The sequence below is a fragment of the Flavobacteriales bacterium genome (assembly GCA_016779995.1).
Classification (GTDB): domain Bacteria; phylum Bacteroidota; class Bacteroidia; order Flavobacteriales; family UBA7312; genus UBA8444.
The window spans coordinates 46,536-63,770 of the sequence record JADHMO010000006.1 but is presented as its reverse complement, the minus strand read 5'-3'; the positions used below and the strand labels follow the sequence as shown (position 1 = coordinate 63,770).

Here is a 17,235-nt window from a genome sequence, read left to right as displayed (position 1 = left end):
TTATGTTACTTATTTTTAGTTATTACCAAATTGGAGTTACTTTTTTAGTTTGTACTTTACCGTTTTCATATTCGGTAAGGTGTAGATAAACACCCTTAGGTAAATCCTCTAAATTTGTCGCTGATAGACGTTTTCCCAAGAGATTGAGGAAGTAGCTATCTTTAATAGCACTATTAATAGAACTTTCTTCTATATCTGAAGTGCTAATGACATTAAAATAGAAACCGGGTGAAGTATAGCCAGCATATTCTCCTGCATCCATGTATATCAATTCCTCACCTGTAGCAAAATCTTTCAAAACACCAGCGCACTGTTGAATATTTGAGAAATTAATTTGATAACAACTATTTGCCTCTAACTCAAACTCCGAATAACCAATAGCAGAATGTATTAGCGCGCCATTAGAATCATAAACTTGAAATGAGTAATCTGAACATGTCTGTGCTGATAATTTAGTAGTAGTAGAAGTTGGGGTGCTAACATAAGATGGTATGATAACAGACATTGTATCATTATAAGGGAAATTATCTCCCGGAAAATCAATCTTCACCAACACTTTATCATTAAAATTGACAGGTATAGGATCTAAAAAGGTTTCATCGAATCCAGAATTATAAGAACCATCTGCAGCTGGGTCATGCGTTTGAGTAGAATGGTATTCTCCATTTATAAATATCTCAATATCATAAGGATAATAAAACGGAGTATCAGGCTGAACATTAAGTAATGCATCTCCTAATCGATTGATATATATTCTAGGGCTATAGTAAAGAGGTGTCGATTCACATAACGTTTTTGGCGTGGGGAGTCCAAGTTCTAGAATCTGTACATCTTTATTCAAGTCATAGCCTTCACACAATATGTCGAGGAAATAATATGAATATAACATTGAAAAAGACGCACTATAACCGCCACCACCAGTGAAAAAATACTTATTATCTGTACAAATGTAGAAACGTGGAGAAAAATCGTCGGTATGATTGTAACCATCAGGTATTGATTGCAAATTCACAACAGGATAGGTAATTTCCCAATCATCTATATATTCAGAGACAGTTTCGTCAGTTCTAGGTTTATAATCTATGTGAAATATACGCAGACTGTTGTCGCCATTGGGACCATACTCTTGCCAAAGTGCTTCGCCTACATTTTCAGCCCAATGTTGACAAGGGCCACACGAAACTGAAGCAAAATTTAAAATTACCCTATAACCCGAAGAAGTTAGGTTGAAAAGATTGTAGGTGTTGCCGTCCAAATCTGTAAAGGTAATATCGGTAGCGTCACCTTGTTGTGCTTGAATATTAGTTGTCCCGTAAAGAGTTACGAACAATAATATAAAAAGGATTCGTAAAAAATTTTTCATGGTTCTGTTTATTAAATTAATATTTATGATTTTGAGTTACTTTTTTAGCTCGAACTTCACCGTTTTCGTATTCGGTAAGTTGTAAATAAACACCCTTAGGTAAGTCTTCTATTTTTGTCTCTGATAAGCGTTTACCCAAAAGGTTAAGGAAATAGCTGTCTTTTGCAGCACTATTAAAAGTATCTTCCTTAATATCTACTGTACTAATCACATTAAAGAAAAGTACAGGTGAAAAATAATCATGTGTAAAATCTCCTTGTTGGAAAGCAATCACATTCTCCCCTGTTACATTATTTTTTAGTGCTCCCTCATAATGTTGTACATATTTAAAGACTATACTGTAACAACTTCCTGCTTGCAATTCAAATTCAGAAGAAGAGCCTATCCCTTCTTTAACGACTTCGTAATCAGAATTTCTTATGGTATACTCTAAGCCATCACCAGCATCAATTTTGAATTTATTATGACTTGCAGTAGGAGGCGTGTCAGACGAAGCTGGCATTACGACCGTCAGCGTATCATCTTGAGGGTAGTTGTCTCCCTCAAAATCAATGACAAAAGTCACCTCATCGTTATAAGAAACTGTGATAGGATCTAAAAAAGAATCACTATCACCTGAACTATTATAAGAACCATCTGCAGTTGGATCCAAAGTTTGTGTAGAATGATACACCCCATTGACAAATATTTGAACATCGTAAGGCTGGTCAAAAAGACTAGAGTTAGAGTCAAATAACATGTAGTCCGTTTTTATTAATTCAATTCTTGGAGAATAGCTAAATGTATTTGCTCCGCAAACAGTAGAAGAATTAGGTATGTCAGCAGAGTACAATTGAATATTATTGGTATAGTCGTGTCCATCACATAGACTAAGGTAGTAATTTACAGCATTCTTAGAATTAGAAATGTTTACCAAATACGATTTGTCAGGACAAAAGAAATACAAGCGAGGAAAATAAATTGCTGGGTACTCCGAATAAGGTGAGTTTATATTAATAACAGGGTATTGAATATCCCACTCTTGAGTATATTGAGCTACATATTCGTCCGTTTCTGGCTTTGGATCTACATAAAACATACGAATAGTATTATCTCCATTGGGGCCATGTTCTTGCCATAAAGGGTGCCCAACATCCAACGCCCAACGCTCACAAGGATAACAACTTTTGTATGAATATTCTAGTATTACCTTAAACCCCTGATCTAAATAATCATGTAAATTATGTGTAACACCCTCTAAATCAGTGAATGTCAAGTTAGGCGCATTTTGTGATAACTGAGCATTACTTTGTATCGAAATAAATATTATAGTCAGAATTATAAAAAAAGAGTATAATGAATTTTTCATAGCTAGTATTTTTTTAAAAATTACCTGTGATTTTGAGTTACTTTTTTAGCTCGAACTTCACCGTTTTCGTATTTGGTAAGTTGTAAATAAACACCCTTAGGTAAGTCTTCTATGTTGTTTGTAGATAAGCGTTTGCCTAAGAGATTAAGGAAATAGGTATCCATAACTTTAGCGTTTAAATGGTCTTCTTGTACACTTATAGGAGTAGGAATAGTCACCACATTAAAGTACAAGCGTGGCGAAACAGAACCTTCAAAATCTCCTGGCTGAAATTGAATTAAGGTTGAGCCTGAAGCACCATCTTTAAGCACTCCTGAATAGTATTGCGCATTCCAAAACTCTATGCTATAACAACTGCCTTCAGGCAAAGTAAAAGAGCCGTTGCCATAACCATCATGTACCTTTTCGTTGGAAGAATCATAAACATCATATATAGAGCCCGCTTCTACAATGAGTGAAGTGCTAGCTGATGTTGGCGTACTAACCGAGGATGGAATTTGGACATAAATAGTGTCATCATCAGGGAAATTATCTCCTTCAACATCTATCACTAAAGCTAATAAATCATTTTGACTAACAGGAATAGGCTGTAAGTAAGATATATCATCAAAGTTGCTTACCGACATATCTGCCCAGGGGTCTACCGTTTGGGTAGAATGGTGACTGCCATTGATAAATATTTTTACGTCATAAGGGTCTTCAAATTGTGGTGCACCACTTCCTATTCCAACAACGTCATTATTAAACACATGAATTTGTGGAGTATAAGAAAATGGTGATGAATTACATAAAGTAGAAGATGTGGCAGGAGTGGCACTAATGAAAGTTTTATTACCCGTTAAATTAGAACCATTACATATCTCAAGAAAATATTGCGCCTTCATTATTGAGGACGGATAGCCATAGCCTCCAGACTCATAATAACTTTTATCGGCACAGATGAAAAACAAACGTGGATAACTATCTAAAGGGTATTCTGACGGTACAGATTGCATATTCACTACAGGATATTCAACTCCCCATGTTTGCGTATAATTAGCAACATCCTGATCAGTTCCAGGCTTAGGGTCTATATGGAACATACGTAAGGTATTGTCGCCGTCAGGACCATGATTTTGCCATAAATCATGCCCCACATTAATAGCCCATTCTTTACAAGGATTGCACGTTTCGTAAGAAAAATCCAATAATACCTTATATCCGGCTTCTGTATAATCATGAATGGTATGAGTCATCCCATCTAAATCAGTAAATGTCAAGTTAGGCGCAACTTGAGCCTCGCTACTTAAAGAAAATAAAATGACTAAAAGTGCAACTAGTATTTTTTTGTTTTGAAATTCCATGTAATCAAAGTTTTATATTAAATATGGTATAGTTTTATCGTATGTTTTTTCTAATATTTTCTTAAGAATTTTTTAGTTGTAACACTACCGTCTTCAAAGTGTATGACTTGTATGTAAGAGATAAAAGGTTGTTTTCCGTTTCCAAGAGAAATCCTTTTTCCGTTGATGTCATAGTATTTTATAGCCGTAATCGATTTGTTTTCAAGATTATCTTCTCTAATGGTTGTTGGTTCAGCATTAGAATCTACATTAAAATATAGCCAAGGTGTTTGGTTTATGGGATAAAAGTCTAGTTCGTTTACTGTTACAACTCCGTTACTATTCTCGTCTTGCAAAGCAACAACCGAGAATAAGTTATTTGCGAATTTTACAGAATAACAATTCCCATCATCTAAAGTAATTTGATTAATTTGTTCAAAATCATGAAGTAAAGTCCCCCCATCTTCAAGGGGAGCTTTTATTGAAAAGTAACCACCCCCTTGATTATCTCCCAAAACTAGTTTGTGTAAGTTCGTAGTAGATATTGGAGAGTCTTCTAGATTTGAAGGAATAGTATACTCATATTCGTTATTTCCTGAATAAGAATCGTTAGGATAATCTAACACATAACGTATCACATCACCTGAATTTAATGTTACAATAGGTAGCGTGGGTTGATCGGCATGCATGCCATGCTCTCCAGTAGGTGGAGGCATGTTAAAAGTATCTTGTATAGAACCATTCAAATAATAATAAATTTTATAAGCTTGATTTAGATAATTTCCAGTAAGGATTGCACTATCTGTATTGTTTTCATTTAACTCCGAAAACATAAGATGTAAGATTGGAATAAAACTATGATTATCGCCTTTAGTACAAAATCGAGGTTTATCTTTTAAGCCACTAAAATATATATCATTAGAAAGGTCTTCACCATCACAATCTAATAAAAATGCTTTCATTTGTTCATAACTACTTTCCTCTCCAAAACCACCACCAGAATGATAGCTCTTATCCAAACAAATGGCGTAAAAAGCCGGAGTTCCATCAACAGGATAACCAGGTAAGGCATTATCTAGATTTACTACGGGATATTCAACGCCCATTTGAGCCGTATAATTTGCTACAGATTGATCTGTTGAATTCATCAAGTCAGTTTCATCAATAAAGAACATACGAACAGTATTATCTCCACTAGGACCAAATTCATCCCAAATTTCGGAACCAACAGCAGTTTGCCATTCACCAATCCAACAAGCACCTTCATAGCCTCCATAAACTAAAATAACCTTGTAGCCATCATCTAGGTAGCTATATATATTGTGTGAATTCCCCTCCAAGTCTGTAAAACTTGCATCAGGCGCAACTTGAGCCTCGCTACTTAAAGAAAATAAAATGACTAAAAGTGCAACTAGTATTTTTTTGTTTTGAAACTGCATAATTTAAATGTTTATTGATTAGTGACTATTTTTTCTGTTCGTACTTGTCCATTTTGATAGTGCTTTACTTGAACATAAATGCCTTGAGGCAAATCATTCAAATGAATGGAACTGTAACGCTTGCCTAGTAAATCTAAAAAGTAATATTCTATCAATTGCTTATCTGACAAATCTTGCTCTGTTATATCAACGGTATTCATTCCTACATGAAAGTATAACCTAGGCGTTTGATAACCATCAAACTGTCCTGCAGTATAGGAGACTAGCGTATTACCTTGCGTATCTTTCAAGCTTGCACTATAAAGGTGGCTATTAGTAAAGTATATAGTGTAACAACTATCTGGAGGTAGGCTAAACTCTTGTGAATTAGTATTGTTATATACACTTTGACCTTCAGAGTTGTGTATCTCAAAGAAAACATCAGCCAATCCGTTAGTATTGGCCGAAACTACTAGATTGGAATCAACAGAAATATTAGTGTTAATGGTAGAAGGAACAGTAACTCTAGCTGTATCATCATCGGGATAATTGTCACCTTCAAAATCAATAACTAAAGTAACTTCATCACCAGGATTGACGTTAAAAGGCTCGAGATAAGCTTCATTTTGCATATTTGAAATTGGTCCATTGCCTGGTGCATAAGGATCTACAACAACAGTAGAATGGTATTCGTCATTTACAAATACCTTAACGTCGTATTCTTCATTAAAGAAAAAATCTTGATTAATACCAACTCCCGTTTCACTATTAAAGATATGTATTTTAGGAGAAAAGAGAAGTGGCGTAGCATTACAAAGCATAGATGAAGTTGGAGCAGCCGCTTCAACAAAAACTTTATTATTACTTAAATCAGCACCCTTACAAGAAGCATAATAATAAGATGTATTCATTTCGGCAGAAGGGTACCCATATCCAACCGTTTTATAAAATGAAGTGTCGGGACAAATAATATATATTGTTGGATAACCTTCTTGAGGATATTCAGGAATATCTGAACCATTCGATAAATTGATTACTGGATAGTTTACGCCCCACTGTTGGGTATAGCTTAAAACATCGGCATCACTTACTGGGTCAATATCAAAATAAAACATACGTACAGTATTGTCTCCATCTGGACCATGCTCTGCCCACATATCATGACCAACATTAATTGACCAATCTTTACACGGCCCACAAAATTGATAAGAGAAATCCAAAAAAACAGTATAACCCTCATTCAAATAAGAATAAATATCATGTGTTGTGCCAGTCACGTCGGTAAAGCTAATGTTAGGCGCAACTTGAGCTTTTGTGTTTAGCACAAAGAAAATACCAGTAGCTAATAGCGTTATTTTTAATAATTTTAACATTTTCATAGCTTCATTTTTTTATGTGTTTTTAATTATTCTTAACTATTTTTTCTGTTCGTACTTGTCCATTTTGATAGTGCTTTACTTGAACATAAATGCCCTGAGGCAAATCATTCAAATGAATGGAACTACAACGCTTGCCTAATAAATCTAAAAAGTAAAAATCTACCAATTGCTCATCTGAAAAGTCTTGTTCTGTAATATCAACCGTATTCATTCCTACATGAAAAAATAACCTAGGCGTTTGATAACCGATAAAATCTCCTACTTCATAAGACACCAATATATTCCCCGAAACATCTTTCAGACTTCCGCCAGTTACATTAGCATTTAGAAAAGAAATACTGTAGCAACTATCTTTAGAAAGAGTAAATTGTCCTGGTGTTTCGCCATAACTTACAGGCACTCCTGCTGCATTATAAACATCATAATAGATTTCATTACTAGCTGATGCAGAAATAATTAAAGTCGTATCGCTTGAACTGAGCGTGTTGATATTGTTGGGAATAGTCACTTTAGATGTATCATCATCTGGATAATTATCTCCCTCAAAATCAATAACTAAAGCGATTTCGTCACCAGGGCTTACCGGAATAGGCTCGAGGTAGGCTTCATCATCCAAATTGGTTACCGATCCATTAGCCCAAGGGTCTATAGTTTGAGTTGAATAATACTCTCCGTTGATAAAAACTTTTACTGGGTACTCATCCATAAAGAAAAAAGTAGCACTGTCACTTACGGCAGACTCACTGTTGTACACGTGTATTTTAGGAGAAAAAGTCAATGGAGGACTGTCGCAAATGGTAGAAGAAGTTGGTGAACCTGTTGCTACCACAGCTTTATTATTAGATAAATCGGCTCCTCTACAACTTGCTAAATAGTATTGAGCATCCATCTCAGATGATGGAAAGCCATAACCTCCCGTTTCAAAATACGACTTATCAGGACAAATGATATATATTGTCGGATAACCTTCTTGCGGATATTCTGGAACGTCGGTACTAGAGGTTAAATTAATAACAGGATAATTGATGCCCCAAGCTTGAGTATAACTTGCAACAGCTTGATCCGAAAAATCATAGACGTCAAAATGAAACATACGTATAGTGTTGTCCCCATCAAGACCATGCTCTGCCCATATTTCATGACCAACATTATTTGACCAATCTTTACAAGGACCGCAATATTCATAAGAGAAATCCAACACGACAGTATATCCATCATTTAAATAGGAATATAAATCATGGGTCGTACCATCTAAATCGGTGAAATTTATATTAGGTGCCGTTTGAGCTGAAAGTTGCGCAGAACAGATACTAATAATGAGCGTAAGTAGGTAATTTTTCATAGCAATTTAATAACTTTAAAATCGATTAGTAGTCTATCAAAAATAATACTAATTACTTAGGTTTTAAATCTATTTATTCGTAAACACTAAGCAAGCCTTACGTCTTCAATACTTTTTTTATTATCCTCAATCCGTTTATTAGTTATTCAATAGCTAGTTGTTTTTACTCTCTTAATTAGACAAATAGTAATCTTTGTAAAGTTGTTAGTTTATCAAATACGTTCCCAATAAGAAAGAGAAATGATTATAAAGTGTTTTTGTTGGTATATTTGCCTCTATAATTAAAAGGAATTATGATAAAAGCCTACTATCTAGCCCAATGCAGCACCTGCCAACGCATCTTAAATGAGGTGAATTGGAAGTGGCAATTGCAAGAGATACGAACAGAAAAAATTAGTGCCGAGCAATTGGATAATATGGCAAAAATGAGCGGCTCTTATGAGTCCTTATTTAGCAGACGTGCCATGAAATACAAAAGTATGGGACTGAAAGACAAAGCTCTTAGTGAAAGCGATTATCGGCAATTAATTTTAGAGGAAGATACTTTCCTTAAGCGACCAGTTTTTATCGTCAACGATAAAATATTTGTTGGCAACAGTAAAAAAACCATTGAAGCACTTAGCTCTGCACTGAATGAATAAACGACTACTTGCCCACTTAGCCCTTTTTGCTGCCAACCTCATTTATGGTATCAACTTCACCGTTGCTAAAGAGGTGATGCCTGAATATATTGAGCCCTTAGGATTTATTTTGGTTAGAGTTACAGGGGCTGTTATTTTATTTTGGCTATGCTATGCTCTTTTTTATTACGAAAAAGTTAAAAAAGGAGATTTACTGAAACTGGCTATCTGTGGATTGTTTGGAGTAGCCATCAATCAAATGCTATTTTTTGAAGGACTGAACCTCACCACACCCATCAATGCTGCCGTTATAATGGTAAGCAATCCCATCTTAGTTTTGTTATTCGGTATCGCTTTAGCTACCGAGAAATTTAACTTTAAGAAAGGAATCGGTGTGGCCTTAGGTGCCTTAGGTGCAATATTGCTTATTACCAATGGTGGGCAACTTAGTTTGAACAATGAACATTTTTGGGGTAATATTATGGTGTTTATCAATGCCTCCTCCTACGCTGTATATCTAGTACTGGTAAAACCCCTCATGCAAAAATATAAACCCATAACAGTAATTAGTTGGGTGTTTTTGTTTGGTATTCTATTTGTTATTCCTTTTGGATGGTCGGATTTCCAAGCCATACAATGGGCGACTATGCCCAGTGGTATTTTATGGCGAGTAGTTTTTGTAGTCATAGGCACTACTTTTTTTGCTTACCTCTTTAACATCTACGGATTGAAGACTCTAAACCCCTCAACAGTAAGCACCTACATCTATTTACAACCCGTTTTGGCAAGTATAGTAGCTATAATAGCAAGTAGCGATAGCCTCGATTTGACCAAAATAGGCTCAAGCATTCTTATCTTTTTGGGGGTTTATTTAGTTAGTCACAAAACAAAAGCAGTACAAGACTAGCAATTTATTACCTTTGCTAATTAATTCATACACTATGATTCTATCGATGACAGGCTATGGAAAAGCCGAAACCAATGCTCATAACAAAAAGTTTACTGTAGAGATTAAATCCTTAAATAGTAAGCAAATCGATATGAACGTTCGTGTGCCCAGCTCTTACCGAGATAAAGAATTGAACATACGCAAACTATTGAGTACGGCTCTAAGTAGAGGCAAAATTGACTGTTCTCTATTTGTGGAATATACTGGTACTGAAAAGACTGCCAATATCAATGCTGAGGTAGTCAAAAAATATTACCATGACTTGCAAAACATCACTAAAGAACTCGAAAGTAATGACGAACTAATGAGTACTGTTATGCGTATGCCAGAAGTCATGAAAGTAGAAAAAGAAGAAATAGACCCACAAGAATGGGAAACTATAGAAAGCCTTATACAACAAGCGTCTAATGCCTTAACTCAATTCCGAGAAGATGAAGGGCAATCCTTAGCTCAAGACTTTAAACTGCGAATAGAAAATATACGTGGCATAATGCTTAGCATAGAAAAGGAAGAACATCAAAGGGTAGCTAATATTAGAGAGCGTATTGTAGAAAAACTCGGTGAATTGAAATCTAATGTTGACGAAAATAGATTAGAACAAGAACTCATATACTACCTTGAAAAACTAGACGTAACAGAAGAAATTGTCCGTCTATCCAATCACCTGAATTACTTTTTAGAAACTATGAATTCGGATATTTCTGAGGGTAAAAAATTAGGTTTTATCTGTCAAGAAATAGGTCGTGAAATCAATACCATAGGTTCCAAATCAAACAATGCCGAGATGCAACAACAAGTAGTGCAAATGAAAGACGAATTAGAAAAAATAAAAGAACAAATCCTCAATGTCCTCTAATAAAGTCATCATTTTTTCCGCCCCATCGGGTGCTGGTAAAACCACTGTTGTCAAACACCTACTCCAGAACTTGACCTCTCAATTGTCGTTTTCTATATCGGCATGTAGTAGAGCCCCACGCCAAAACGAAGTCAATGGCAAAGACTACCATTTTTTGTCGGTTGAAGACTTTAAAAAAGGCATAGAAAATAAGCTGTTCTTGGAATGGGAAGAAGTCTATCCCAATTTATTTTACGGCACTTTACTAGAAGAAGTTGAACGCATATGGTCCAATGGCAAAGCCATTATTTTTGATGTAGATGTAAAGGGTGGTATTTCTCTCAAACAACACTTTGGCGAAAAAGCTTTATCTGTTTTTGTAGCACCCCCGTCTTTAGGTATTTTAGAAGAAAGGCTTCGCAACAGAGGAACTGAAAGCGAGGAAGACCTTCAAAAACGCATTGGTAAAGCATCCCAAGAAATGACACACAGGAGTGATTTTGACAAGGTGTTAGTCAATGAAAATTTAGAACGAGCTTGTCAACAAGCTTTGGAAATGGTACAAGATTTTTTAGTTGACTAAGATGAAAACAGGTTTATTTTTTGGTTCATTTAATCCCATTCATGTAGGGCATATGGCAATTGCTCAATATATGCTCGAACATACTGACATAGATAAAATATGGTTTGTGGTATCGCCTCAAAATCCCTTTAAAACAAAAAGTACTCTACTCGACCAACAACACCGTTTAGTTCTCGTTCGAATAGCTACCGAAGACGACCCTAAACTAACGGCATCAAACATAGAATTTTCCTTGCCTATTCCCTCCTATACCGTTGACACCCTAGCACACCTTAGAGAAAGTTACCCTGAGGAAGATTTTGCACTTATTATGGGACAAGACAACTTGAGCAACTTTCACAAATGGAAAAATTATGAGGCTATACTAGAATGGCACGAGGTCTATGTGTATCCTAGACCTAAGGCTAAAAATTGTGAATTAGAAAATCACCCAAAGATACACCTCACCCAAGCTCCTATGATGGATATTTCTGCTGATTTTATTAGAAAATGTATTCAAGAAAATAAAGCCGTTAGCTATTTCTTACCTCCCAAGATTATGGAGTATATCGACGAGATGAATTTTTATAAATAGTCTCTTATACCGGCTCTAGAACAGAGATAATGCTTTCAAAAATAAAGCCTCCGTCTATGTTGTTAAGTTCTTGGTCGGCAGCACGTTCAGGGTGTGGCATCATACCAAATACATTACGACCAGCATTACAAATACCAGCAATATTTTCTACTGCACCATTAGGATTGCTTTCATTAGTAACATTCCCATCTTTATCGCAATATCTAAAAATAACTTGTTCGTTATCGTTCAGTTGCTTTAAGGTTTCTGCATCGGCAAAATAACGCCCCTCACCGTGAGCTATAGGAATACTTAAAGGCTCATCAAGATTGACTCTGTCAGTAATGCAACTGCGATTGGTTTGTGTCGATAAATAGACGTTTTTACAAATGAATTTATGGCTGTTATTGTGTAATAATGCACCGGGTAATAATCCCGATTCGCAAAGGATTTGAAAGCCATTACAAACGCCCATAACATAGCCCCCATTATTAGCAAATTCAATCACTTTTTGCATGATAGGAGAAAAACGGGCAATAGCACCAGAACGTAGGTAATCACCATAAGAAAAGCCACCTGGCAGAATGATAAAATCACAATTCTGAAGGTCGGTATCTTTATGCCAAAGACTAACCACTTCTTGTTTGTAAAGTGTTTCTAATACATAAATCATGTCTTTATCGCAATTAGAACCAGGGAATACTACAACGCCAAATTTCATTTATTAATAGGTTTATGTTGAGCAAACAAATTTAAAAAAATTTATCCCTAAAATAGTGGTGCGAGTTGTAAATATACAGTACTTATTAAGATAAGTATAAACAAGCTTTCATACCACCACCTTTTTTGAATAAAAAGGAAGTAGTTAGCCGTTAGCACAGTAAAAGGCAAGGCAAAAATTAAGAGGTAATTCCAGCTGTCTTGCACAAAGAAGAAACCTACAAAAGCACAGATAGAATAAGCAAAAAAGACATAAAAGGCTTTTCGAGAGCGTAAACTTTTCATAGTCAGCCACTGAGCTAATTCACGAATAGCAAAGAAGAAAAGTAGTAATACTAGAGTTGACCATATTAGAAAGGGCAATGAATACTCTACACTGGGTGGTGACCATTGAATATAGGTAAAGTAATAATTGCTTAAGTCAGGCAAACTATCGAAGTAAAAGCCATACGTCCAAGCAAATAAGAAAGGCGTAAATAAGCCTAAGATAGGGATTAGAAAATTACGCCAATTGATGGTACTATAAACCACGACTGCCACATATGTAAGAATAAAAAAGAAGATACAAATAGGGTTGATAACTGTTGCCAAGCCAATGAGAAAACCACTATCAAATAATAAACCGTATGGTCTTTCTTGTTGAAAACACAACATGAGTTTATTCATAACAAAAAGAAAGATGAATGTGCATACCCAAAAGGAAGACAAAGAGAATGCTGAACTTAAGATGATGAACAAGAAAGCAGGAATGATAGTGGTATTTTTAAAAACGCCTCGTTCACTCAGAGCGTTATTCCAGCCCATAGCCATCAATAGACCGATAATGAAAAGCAATACATTCGACCATATTTGGTGATGAGTAAAAAAAGAAGCTAAGCTAGAGAATATAGGGTGGTCAGTGGCTAATGAAGGTGTTGTGTCAAGGATAATATCCAATAAGAAAAACAAAGTCGCTGAAACGAAAAAAGCAATATATGCACTCGGACGATTTGTTTTTAATGTTTTTACTAGCATTTTTTTAAGAATGTTCTAATTTTGCAAAAATAATACTTCTCATACTATGTGGTCAACTTTTTGGAACGGGCTCGGCGAAATTTTTTCAGCAATTTGGACAATCATGCCAACTCTTGGAAATATTCCTAATGTATTAGCAATACTTGTTATCTCTGTCCTATTTCTTTATTGGACAGGAAAATTAGTCGCTTTTAAGAAAAACGGAGAGGCCTAAACCTGTTCTTGTTTTAAGTCAAAGCCTATATCCTTGCGGTAATATTTGCCGTCGAATTTTACTTTTTCTGCATTATCAAATGATTTGCTTAAAGCTTCTTCTATGGTTCTTCCAAAAGAAGTAATTGCCATCACTCGACCACCATTCGTTAATACTTTATCCTCTTCCTTTCGTGTTCCAGCATGAAATACAATACTGTTCTCTACTTCTTCTAAGCCGCTAATACCTTTACCCTTTTCATAACTCTCAGGATAACCACCTGACACTAGCATAACCGTAGTCGCCACATCTTCATCGACATAAAAGTCTTGCTCACCGAAGGTTCCGTTAGATATGCCTCTAAATAGATTTAGCAAATCCGATTTTATACGAGGTATGACCACTTCCGTTTCTGGATCACCCATACGCACGTTGTATTCAATAACTTTAGGGTCACCATTGACGTTCATTAAGCCAATAAAGATAAAACCCTTATACTCTATTTCTTCTTCTTGTAAACCTTTAATGGTAGGCTTAATGATTCTATCTTCTACTCGTTCGATAAAGAATTTATCGGCAAAAGGAACGGGAGAAATAGCACCCATACCCCCTGTATTAAGCCCTGTATCGCCCTCGCCTATGCGTTTATAATCTTTGGCCGATGGTAATATTTTGTAATTGTTGCCGTCTGTTAAGACAAAGACCGAAAGCTCTATACCGTCAAGGTATTCTTCAATAACTACTTTAGAACTTGCATCTCCAAACTTAGCATCTGCTAACATGGCTTTAAGCTCACGCTTGGCTTCTTCCAAATCGTTGATGATGAGTACTCCTTTACCTGCGGCTAGTCCATCAGCTTTGAGGACATAAGGTGGGCTTAGGGTTTCTAAAAAATCATAACCCTCATTTAAGCTATCTTTAGTAAAGCTATCATAGGCTGCCGTAGGAATATCGTGGCGTTGCATAAATTGCTTAGAATATTCTTTGCTACCTTCCAATTGCGCCCCTTCTTGCGATGGGCCAATGACGCATACCTCAGAAAGCACCTCATCGTTTTTGAAAAAGTCATAAATCCCTTTTACTAAAGGGTCTTCTGGGCCGACCACTAGCATCTCGATTTCGTTGTCTATGACAAAGGTTTTCAAAGATTCAAAATCTGTTGCACTGATGTTTACATTTTCACCAAGTTGTGCTGTCCCTGCATTACCAGGGGCAATAAATAGCTTTTCGCACAAACTACTTTGGGCAATTTTCCAGCTTAAGGCGTGTTCTCTGCCTCCAGAACCTAATACTAATACATTCATTTTATAATGGAATATTTCCGTGTTTCTTTTTAGGTAGATTATCTACCTTATTTTCGAGCATCTTAAAGGCTTTTATGAGTTTTTCTCTTGTCTTAGCTGGTTCTATCACCTCATCGACATAACCTCTTGCCGCTGCATTGTAGGGGTGAGCAAAAAGCTCGGCATATTCTGCCTCCTTTTCTTGCCACTTAGCTTGTGGGTCTTTAGCCTCTTTAATGTCTTTTCTAAAAATTATCTCAGCAGCACCTTTAGCTCCCATTACAGCTATTTCGGCCGTAGGCCAAGCGTAATTCAAGTCAGCACCGATGTGTTTAGAATTCATTACATCGTAAGCTCCACCATAGGCTTTTCTAGTAATTACCGTTATACGTGGTACGGTTGCTTCACTAAAGGCGTACAACAGCTTAGCCCCATTGTTAATAATACCGTTCCATTCTTGGTCAGTGCCGGGCAAAAAGCCAGGGACATCTTCTAAGACCAACAAAGGAATATTGAAAGCGTCACAAAAACGCACAAAACGTGCCGCCTTATTGGAAGCGTGGTTGTCCAGTACACCTGCTAAAAAAGCCGGTTGATTGGCAACAATACCGATAGAACGCCCTCCCAATCGAGCAAAACCACAGACGATATTTTCAGCATAATTTTGGTGTACTTCGTGGAAAGTATCGGCATCAATAATGCCATTAATAACCTCATGAATATCGTAAGGCTGACTTGCACTGTCTGGAATAATACCGTTGAGCACATCTCGTCTTTCATCAGTCGCTTTGTAGCTAAGGCTAGGTGCTTCTTCCTCGCAGTTTTGAGGTATATAACTCAATAGCTTTTTAAGGTTATTTATGAGCTCCACTTCATTGGCATAGGTAAAGTGAGCTACGCCTGATTTACTAGCGTGAGTTGATGCGCCTCCTAATTCTTCGGCAGTCACTTCTTCGTGGGTAACGGTCTTGACCACATTGGGTCCCGTCACAAACATATAAGAGGTGTTTTCTACCATCATAATAAAGTCCGTCAGAGCAGGTGAATACACCGCCCCTCCAGCACAAGGCCCCATGATAGCCGAAAGTTGAGGCACTACCCCACTGGCTCTCGTGTTGCGATAAAAAATATCGGCATAGCCTCCTAAGGAAACCACCCCTTCTTGGATACGTGCACCACCACTATCGTTTAATCCGATGATGGGTGCGCCATTTTTCATGGCCATATCCATAATTTTACAAATTTTCTCGGCATGGGCTTCTGCCAAAGAACCCCCCAAAACGGTAAAGTCTTGAGCATATACGTACACCAAACGACCGTCTATAGTACCGTAGCCAGTCACTACGCCATCACCTAAAAACTGTTGTTTGTCTAAGCCGAAGTTGGTAGACCGGTGCATTACCAACATACCCACTTCTTGGAAAGAGCCTTCGTCCATTAAAAAATGGACACGCTCTCTAGCGGTTAGCTTACCTTTAGCGTGTTGGGCATCGATACGTTGCTGACCACCACCCACTAAGGCTTGAGCCTTTTTTTCTTCTAATATCTTGAGTTTGTCTTTCATCAGCTATCCATTTGAGATATGACTTCTTCCGTCATTTCCATATTATGAAAAACGTTTTGTACGTCTTCGTCTTCTTCCAATTTATCGATGAGCTTGAGTACCAATTTGGCTTCTTCGCCAACTAGGGTTTTGGTGTTGTTAGGGAAACGTTGCAACTCCGAGCTTTCTAACTCTATGTTCATGCTTTCCAACTGCTTTTGCATATTGCTAAAGTCACTAAAATCAGTCGTAACCGTTAGTGTGCCTTCATCGTTTTCTAGCTCCTCTAGACCAGCATCTATCAGTTCCATTTCCAATTCTTCTAAGTCCATTTCCACTTGACTTTGAGAAAAAGTAAATACGGCTTTTCTATCAAAAATAAATTCAAGAGAGCCGTTAGTCCCAAGGTTGCCTTCACATTTGTTGAAGTATGAACGGACATTGGCTACTGTACGGTTGTTGTTGTCGGTGGTGCATTCTACAAAGACGGCAACACCGTGTGGGGCATAACCCTCGAGGCTGATCTCCACATAGTTAGCAGAGTCTGCCCCAGAGGCTTTTTTGATGGCACGCTCTACATTATCTTTGGGCATATTGGCCGTCTTGGCATTTTGAATGACAGCTCGTAGTCTAGCATTGGTATCTGGGTTAGGTCCACCTTCTTTAACGGCAATAGAAATGTCTTTACCGATACGGGTGAATGTTTTGGCCATAGCTGACCAACGCTTCATTTTACGTGCTTTTCTAAATTCAAATGCTCTTCCCATAGT

General features: G+C 36.8%; 16 protein-coding genes. 5 read left to right on the top strand and 11 right to left on the bottom strand.

What is annotated here, in order from left to right; translation table 11 throughout:
• Window positions 1–22: 22 nt before the first annotated feature.
• The 6 genes from ISP71_05475 to ISP71_05450 are packed head-to-tail and all read right to left on the bottom strand — an operon-like array spanning window position 23 to window position 8,172.
• The gene (locus ISP71_05475) at window positions 23–1,363 is read right to left on the bottom strand and encodes a hypothetical protein (protein MBL6663539.1); all 1,341 of its coding nucleotides are present in this window, start codon (window positions 1,361–1,363) and stop codon (window positions 23–25) included.
• A 16-nt stretch (window positions 1,364–1,379) separates the two neighbouring features.
• Window positions 1,380–2,711, bottom strand: a complete 1,332-nt coding sequence (locus tag ISP71_05470) for a hypothetical protein (GenBank protein ID MBL6663538.1) — start codon at window positions 2,709–2,711, stop codon at window positions 1,380–1,382.
• 20 nt (window positions 2,712–2,731) lie between these two features.
• Window positions 2,732–4,054 (bottom strand): hypothetical protein, encoded by a 1,323-nt coding sequence (locus ISP71_05465; protein ID MBL6663537.1) that lies wholly within the window; start codon window positions 4,052–4,054, stop codon window positions 2,732–2,734.
• Between the two features lie 50 nt (window positions 4,055–4,104).
• On the bottom strand, window positions 4,105–5,472 hold the full coding sequence (locus tag ISP71_05460; GenBank protein MBL6663536.1) for a hypothetical protein: 1,368 nt from the start codon (window positions 5,470–5,472) through the stop codon (window positions 4,105–4,107).
• Window positions 5,473–5,483: 11 nt separating this feature from the next.
• Window positions 5,484–6,830: a hypothetical protein gene (locus ISP71_05455; protein ID MBL6663535.1), complete on the bottom strand. Its 1,347-nt coding sequence runs from the start codon at window positions 6,828–6,830 to the stop codon at window positions 5,484–5,486.
• Between the two features lie 22 nt (window positions 6,831–6,852).
• The gene (locus ISP71_05450; GenBank protein ID MBL6663534.1) at window positions 6,853–8,172 is read right to left on the bottom strand and encodes a hypothetical protein; all 1,320 of its coding nucleotides are present in this window, start codon (window positions 8,170–8,172) and stop codon (window positions 6,853–6,855) included.
• A gap of 293 nt (window positions 8,173–8,465) precedes the next feature.
• On the opposite strand from ISP71_05450, the gene ISP71_05445 reads away from it, so the two are divergent.
• The 5 genes from ISP71_05445 to ISP71_05425 are packed head-to-tail and all read left to right on the top strand — an operon-like array spanning window position 8,466 to window position 11,733.
• Complete coding sequence (locus ISP71_05445; protein ID MBL6663533.1) at window positions 8,466–8,813, top strand: hypothetical protein; 348 nt, start codon at window positions 8,466–8,468, stop codon at window positions 8,811–8,813.
• Window positions 8,806–9,699, top strand: coding sequence for an EamA family transporter (locus tag ISP71_05440; GenBank protein MBL6663532.1), 894 nt, complete (start codon window positions 8,806–8,808; stop codon window positions 9,697–9,699). Before ISP71_05445 ends, ISP71_05440 begins: the two co-directional genes overlap by 8 nt.
• A 34-nt stretch (window positions 9,700–9,733) precedes the next feature.
• Window positions 9,734–10,597 (top strand): YicC family protein, encoded by an 864-nt coding sequence (locus ISP71_05435; GenBank protein MBL6663531.1) that lies wholly within the window; start codon window positions 9,734–9,736, stop codon window positions 10,595–10,597.
• Window positions 10,587–11,159, top strand: coding sequence for a guanylate kinase (gene gmk, locus ISP71_05430; GenBank protein ID MBL6663530.1), 573 nt, complete (start codon window positions 10,587–10,589; stop codon window positions 11,157–11,159). The genes ISP71_05435 and gmk overlap by 11 nt, the downstream gene beginning before the upstream one ends.
• A 1-nt stretch (window position 11,160) precedes the next feature.
• Entirely contained in the window at window positions 11,161–11,733 is a 573-nt protein-coding gene (locus ISP71_05425) for a nicotinate-nucleotide adenylyltransferase (protein ID MBL6663529.1), read from the top strand.
• Between the two features lie 4 nt (window positions 11,734–11,737).
• Here ISP71_05425 and purQ read toward each other — a convergent pair whose 3' ends face one another.
• From purQ to ISP71_05400, 5 genes are all read right to left on the bottom strand, one after another.
• Window positions 11,738–12,433 (bottom strand): phosphoribosylformylglycinamidine synthase subunit PurQ, encoded by a 696-nt coding sequence (purQ, locus tag ISP71_05420; GenBank protein MBL6663528.1) that lies wholly within the window; start codon window positions 12,431–12,433, stop codon window positions 11,738–11,740.
• A gap of 47 nt (window positions 12,434–12,480) precedes the next feature.
• A complete protein-coding gene (locus ISP71_05415; protein ID MBL6663527.1) occupies window positions 12,481–13,446 on the bottom strand; it encodes a hypothetical protein in 966 nt (321 codons plus the stop codon).
• A gap of 210 nt (window positions 13,447–13,656) precedes the next feature.
• The gene (gene purD / locus ISP71_05410) at window positions 13,657–14,943 is read right to left on the bottom strand and encodes a phosphoribosylamine--glycine ligase (GenBank protein ID MBL6663526.1); all 1,287 of its coding nucleotides are present in this window, start codon (window positions 14,941–14,943) and stop codon (window positions 13,657–13,659) included.
• Between the two features lies 1 nt (window position 14,944).
• Entirely contained in the window at window positions 14,945–16,486 is a 1,542-nt protein-coding gene (locus ISP71_05405; GenBank protein MBL6663525.1) for an acyl-CoA carboxylase subunit beta, read from the bottom strand.
• Window positions 16,486–17,232, bottom strand: a complete 747-nt coding sequence (locus ISP71_05400) for a YebC/PmpR family DNA-binding transcriptional regulator (GenBank protein ID MBL6663524.1) — start codon at window positions 17,230–17,232, stop codon at window positions 16,486–16,488. Before ISP71_05400 ends, ISP71_05405 begins: the two co-directional genes overlap by 1 nt.
• Window positions 17,233–17,235 lie beyond the last annotated feature (3 nt).

Bases quoted from the DNA above. Each gene is read 5' to 3' on its own strand.
- ISP71_05475 (MBL6663539.1), bottom strand. From the start codon at position 1,363: ATGAAAAATTTTTTACGAATCCTTTTTATATTATTGTTCGTAACTCTT.
- ISP71_05470 (MBL6663538.1), bottom strand. From the start codon at position 2,711: ATGAAAAATTCATTATACTCTTTTTTTATAATTCTGACTATAATATTT.
- ISP71_05465 (MBL6663537.1), bottom strand. From the start codon at position 4,054: ATGGAATTTCAAAACAAAAAAATACTAGTTGCACTTTTAGTCATTTTA.
- ISP71_05460 (MBL6663536.1), bottom strand. From the start codon at position 5,472: ATGCAGTTTCAAAACAAAAAAATACTAGTTGCACTTTTAGTCATTTTA.
- ISP71_05455 (MBL6663535.1), bottom strand. From the start codon at position 6,830: ATGAAAATGTTAAAATTATTAAAAATAACGCTATTAGCTACTGGTATT.
- ISP71_05450 (MBL6663534.1), bottom strand. From the start codon at position 8,172: ATGAAAAATTACCTACTTACGCTCATTATTAGTATCTGTTCTGCGCAA.
- ISP71_05445 (MBL6663533.1), top strand. From the start codon at position 8,466: ATGATAAAAGCCTACTATCTAGCCCAATGCAGCACCTGCCAACGCATC.
- ISP71_05440 (MBL6663532.1), top strand. From the start codon at position 8,806: ATGAATAAACGACTACTTGCCCACTTAGCCCTTTTTGCTGCCAACCTC.
- ISP71_05435 (MBL6663531.1), top strand. From the start codon at position 9,734: ATGATTCTATCGATGACAGGCTATGGAAAAGCCGAAACCAATGCTCAT.
- gmk (MBL6663530.1), top strand. From the start codon at position 10,587: ATGTCCTCTAATAAAGTCATCATTTTTTCCGCCCCATCGGGTGCTGGT.
- ISP71_05425 (MBL6663529.1), top strand. From the start codon at position 11,161: ATGAAAACAGGTTTATTTTTTGGTTCATTTAATCCCATTCATGTAGGG.
- purQ (MBL6663528.1), bottom strand. From the start codon at position 12,433: ATGAAATTTGGCGTTGTAGTATTCCCTGGTTCTAATTGCGATAAAGAC.
- ISP71_05415 (MBL6663527.1), bottom strand. From the start codon at position 13,446: ATGCTAGTAAAAACATTAAAAACAAATCGTCCGAGTGCATATATTGCT.
- purD (MBL6663526.1), bottom strand. From the start codon at position 14,943: ATGAATGTATTAGTATTAGGTTCTGGAGGCAGAGAACACGCCTTAAGC.
- ISP71_05405 (MBL6663525.1), bottom strand. From the start codon at position 16,486: ATGAAAGACAAACTCAAGATATTAGAAGAAAAAAAGGCTCAAGCCTTA.
- ISP71_05400 (MBL6663524.1), bottom strand. From the start codon at position 17,232: ATGGGAAGAGCATTTGAATTTAGAAAAGCACGTAAAATGAAGCGTTGG.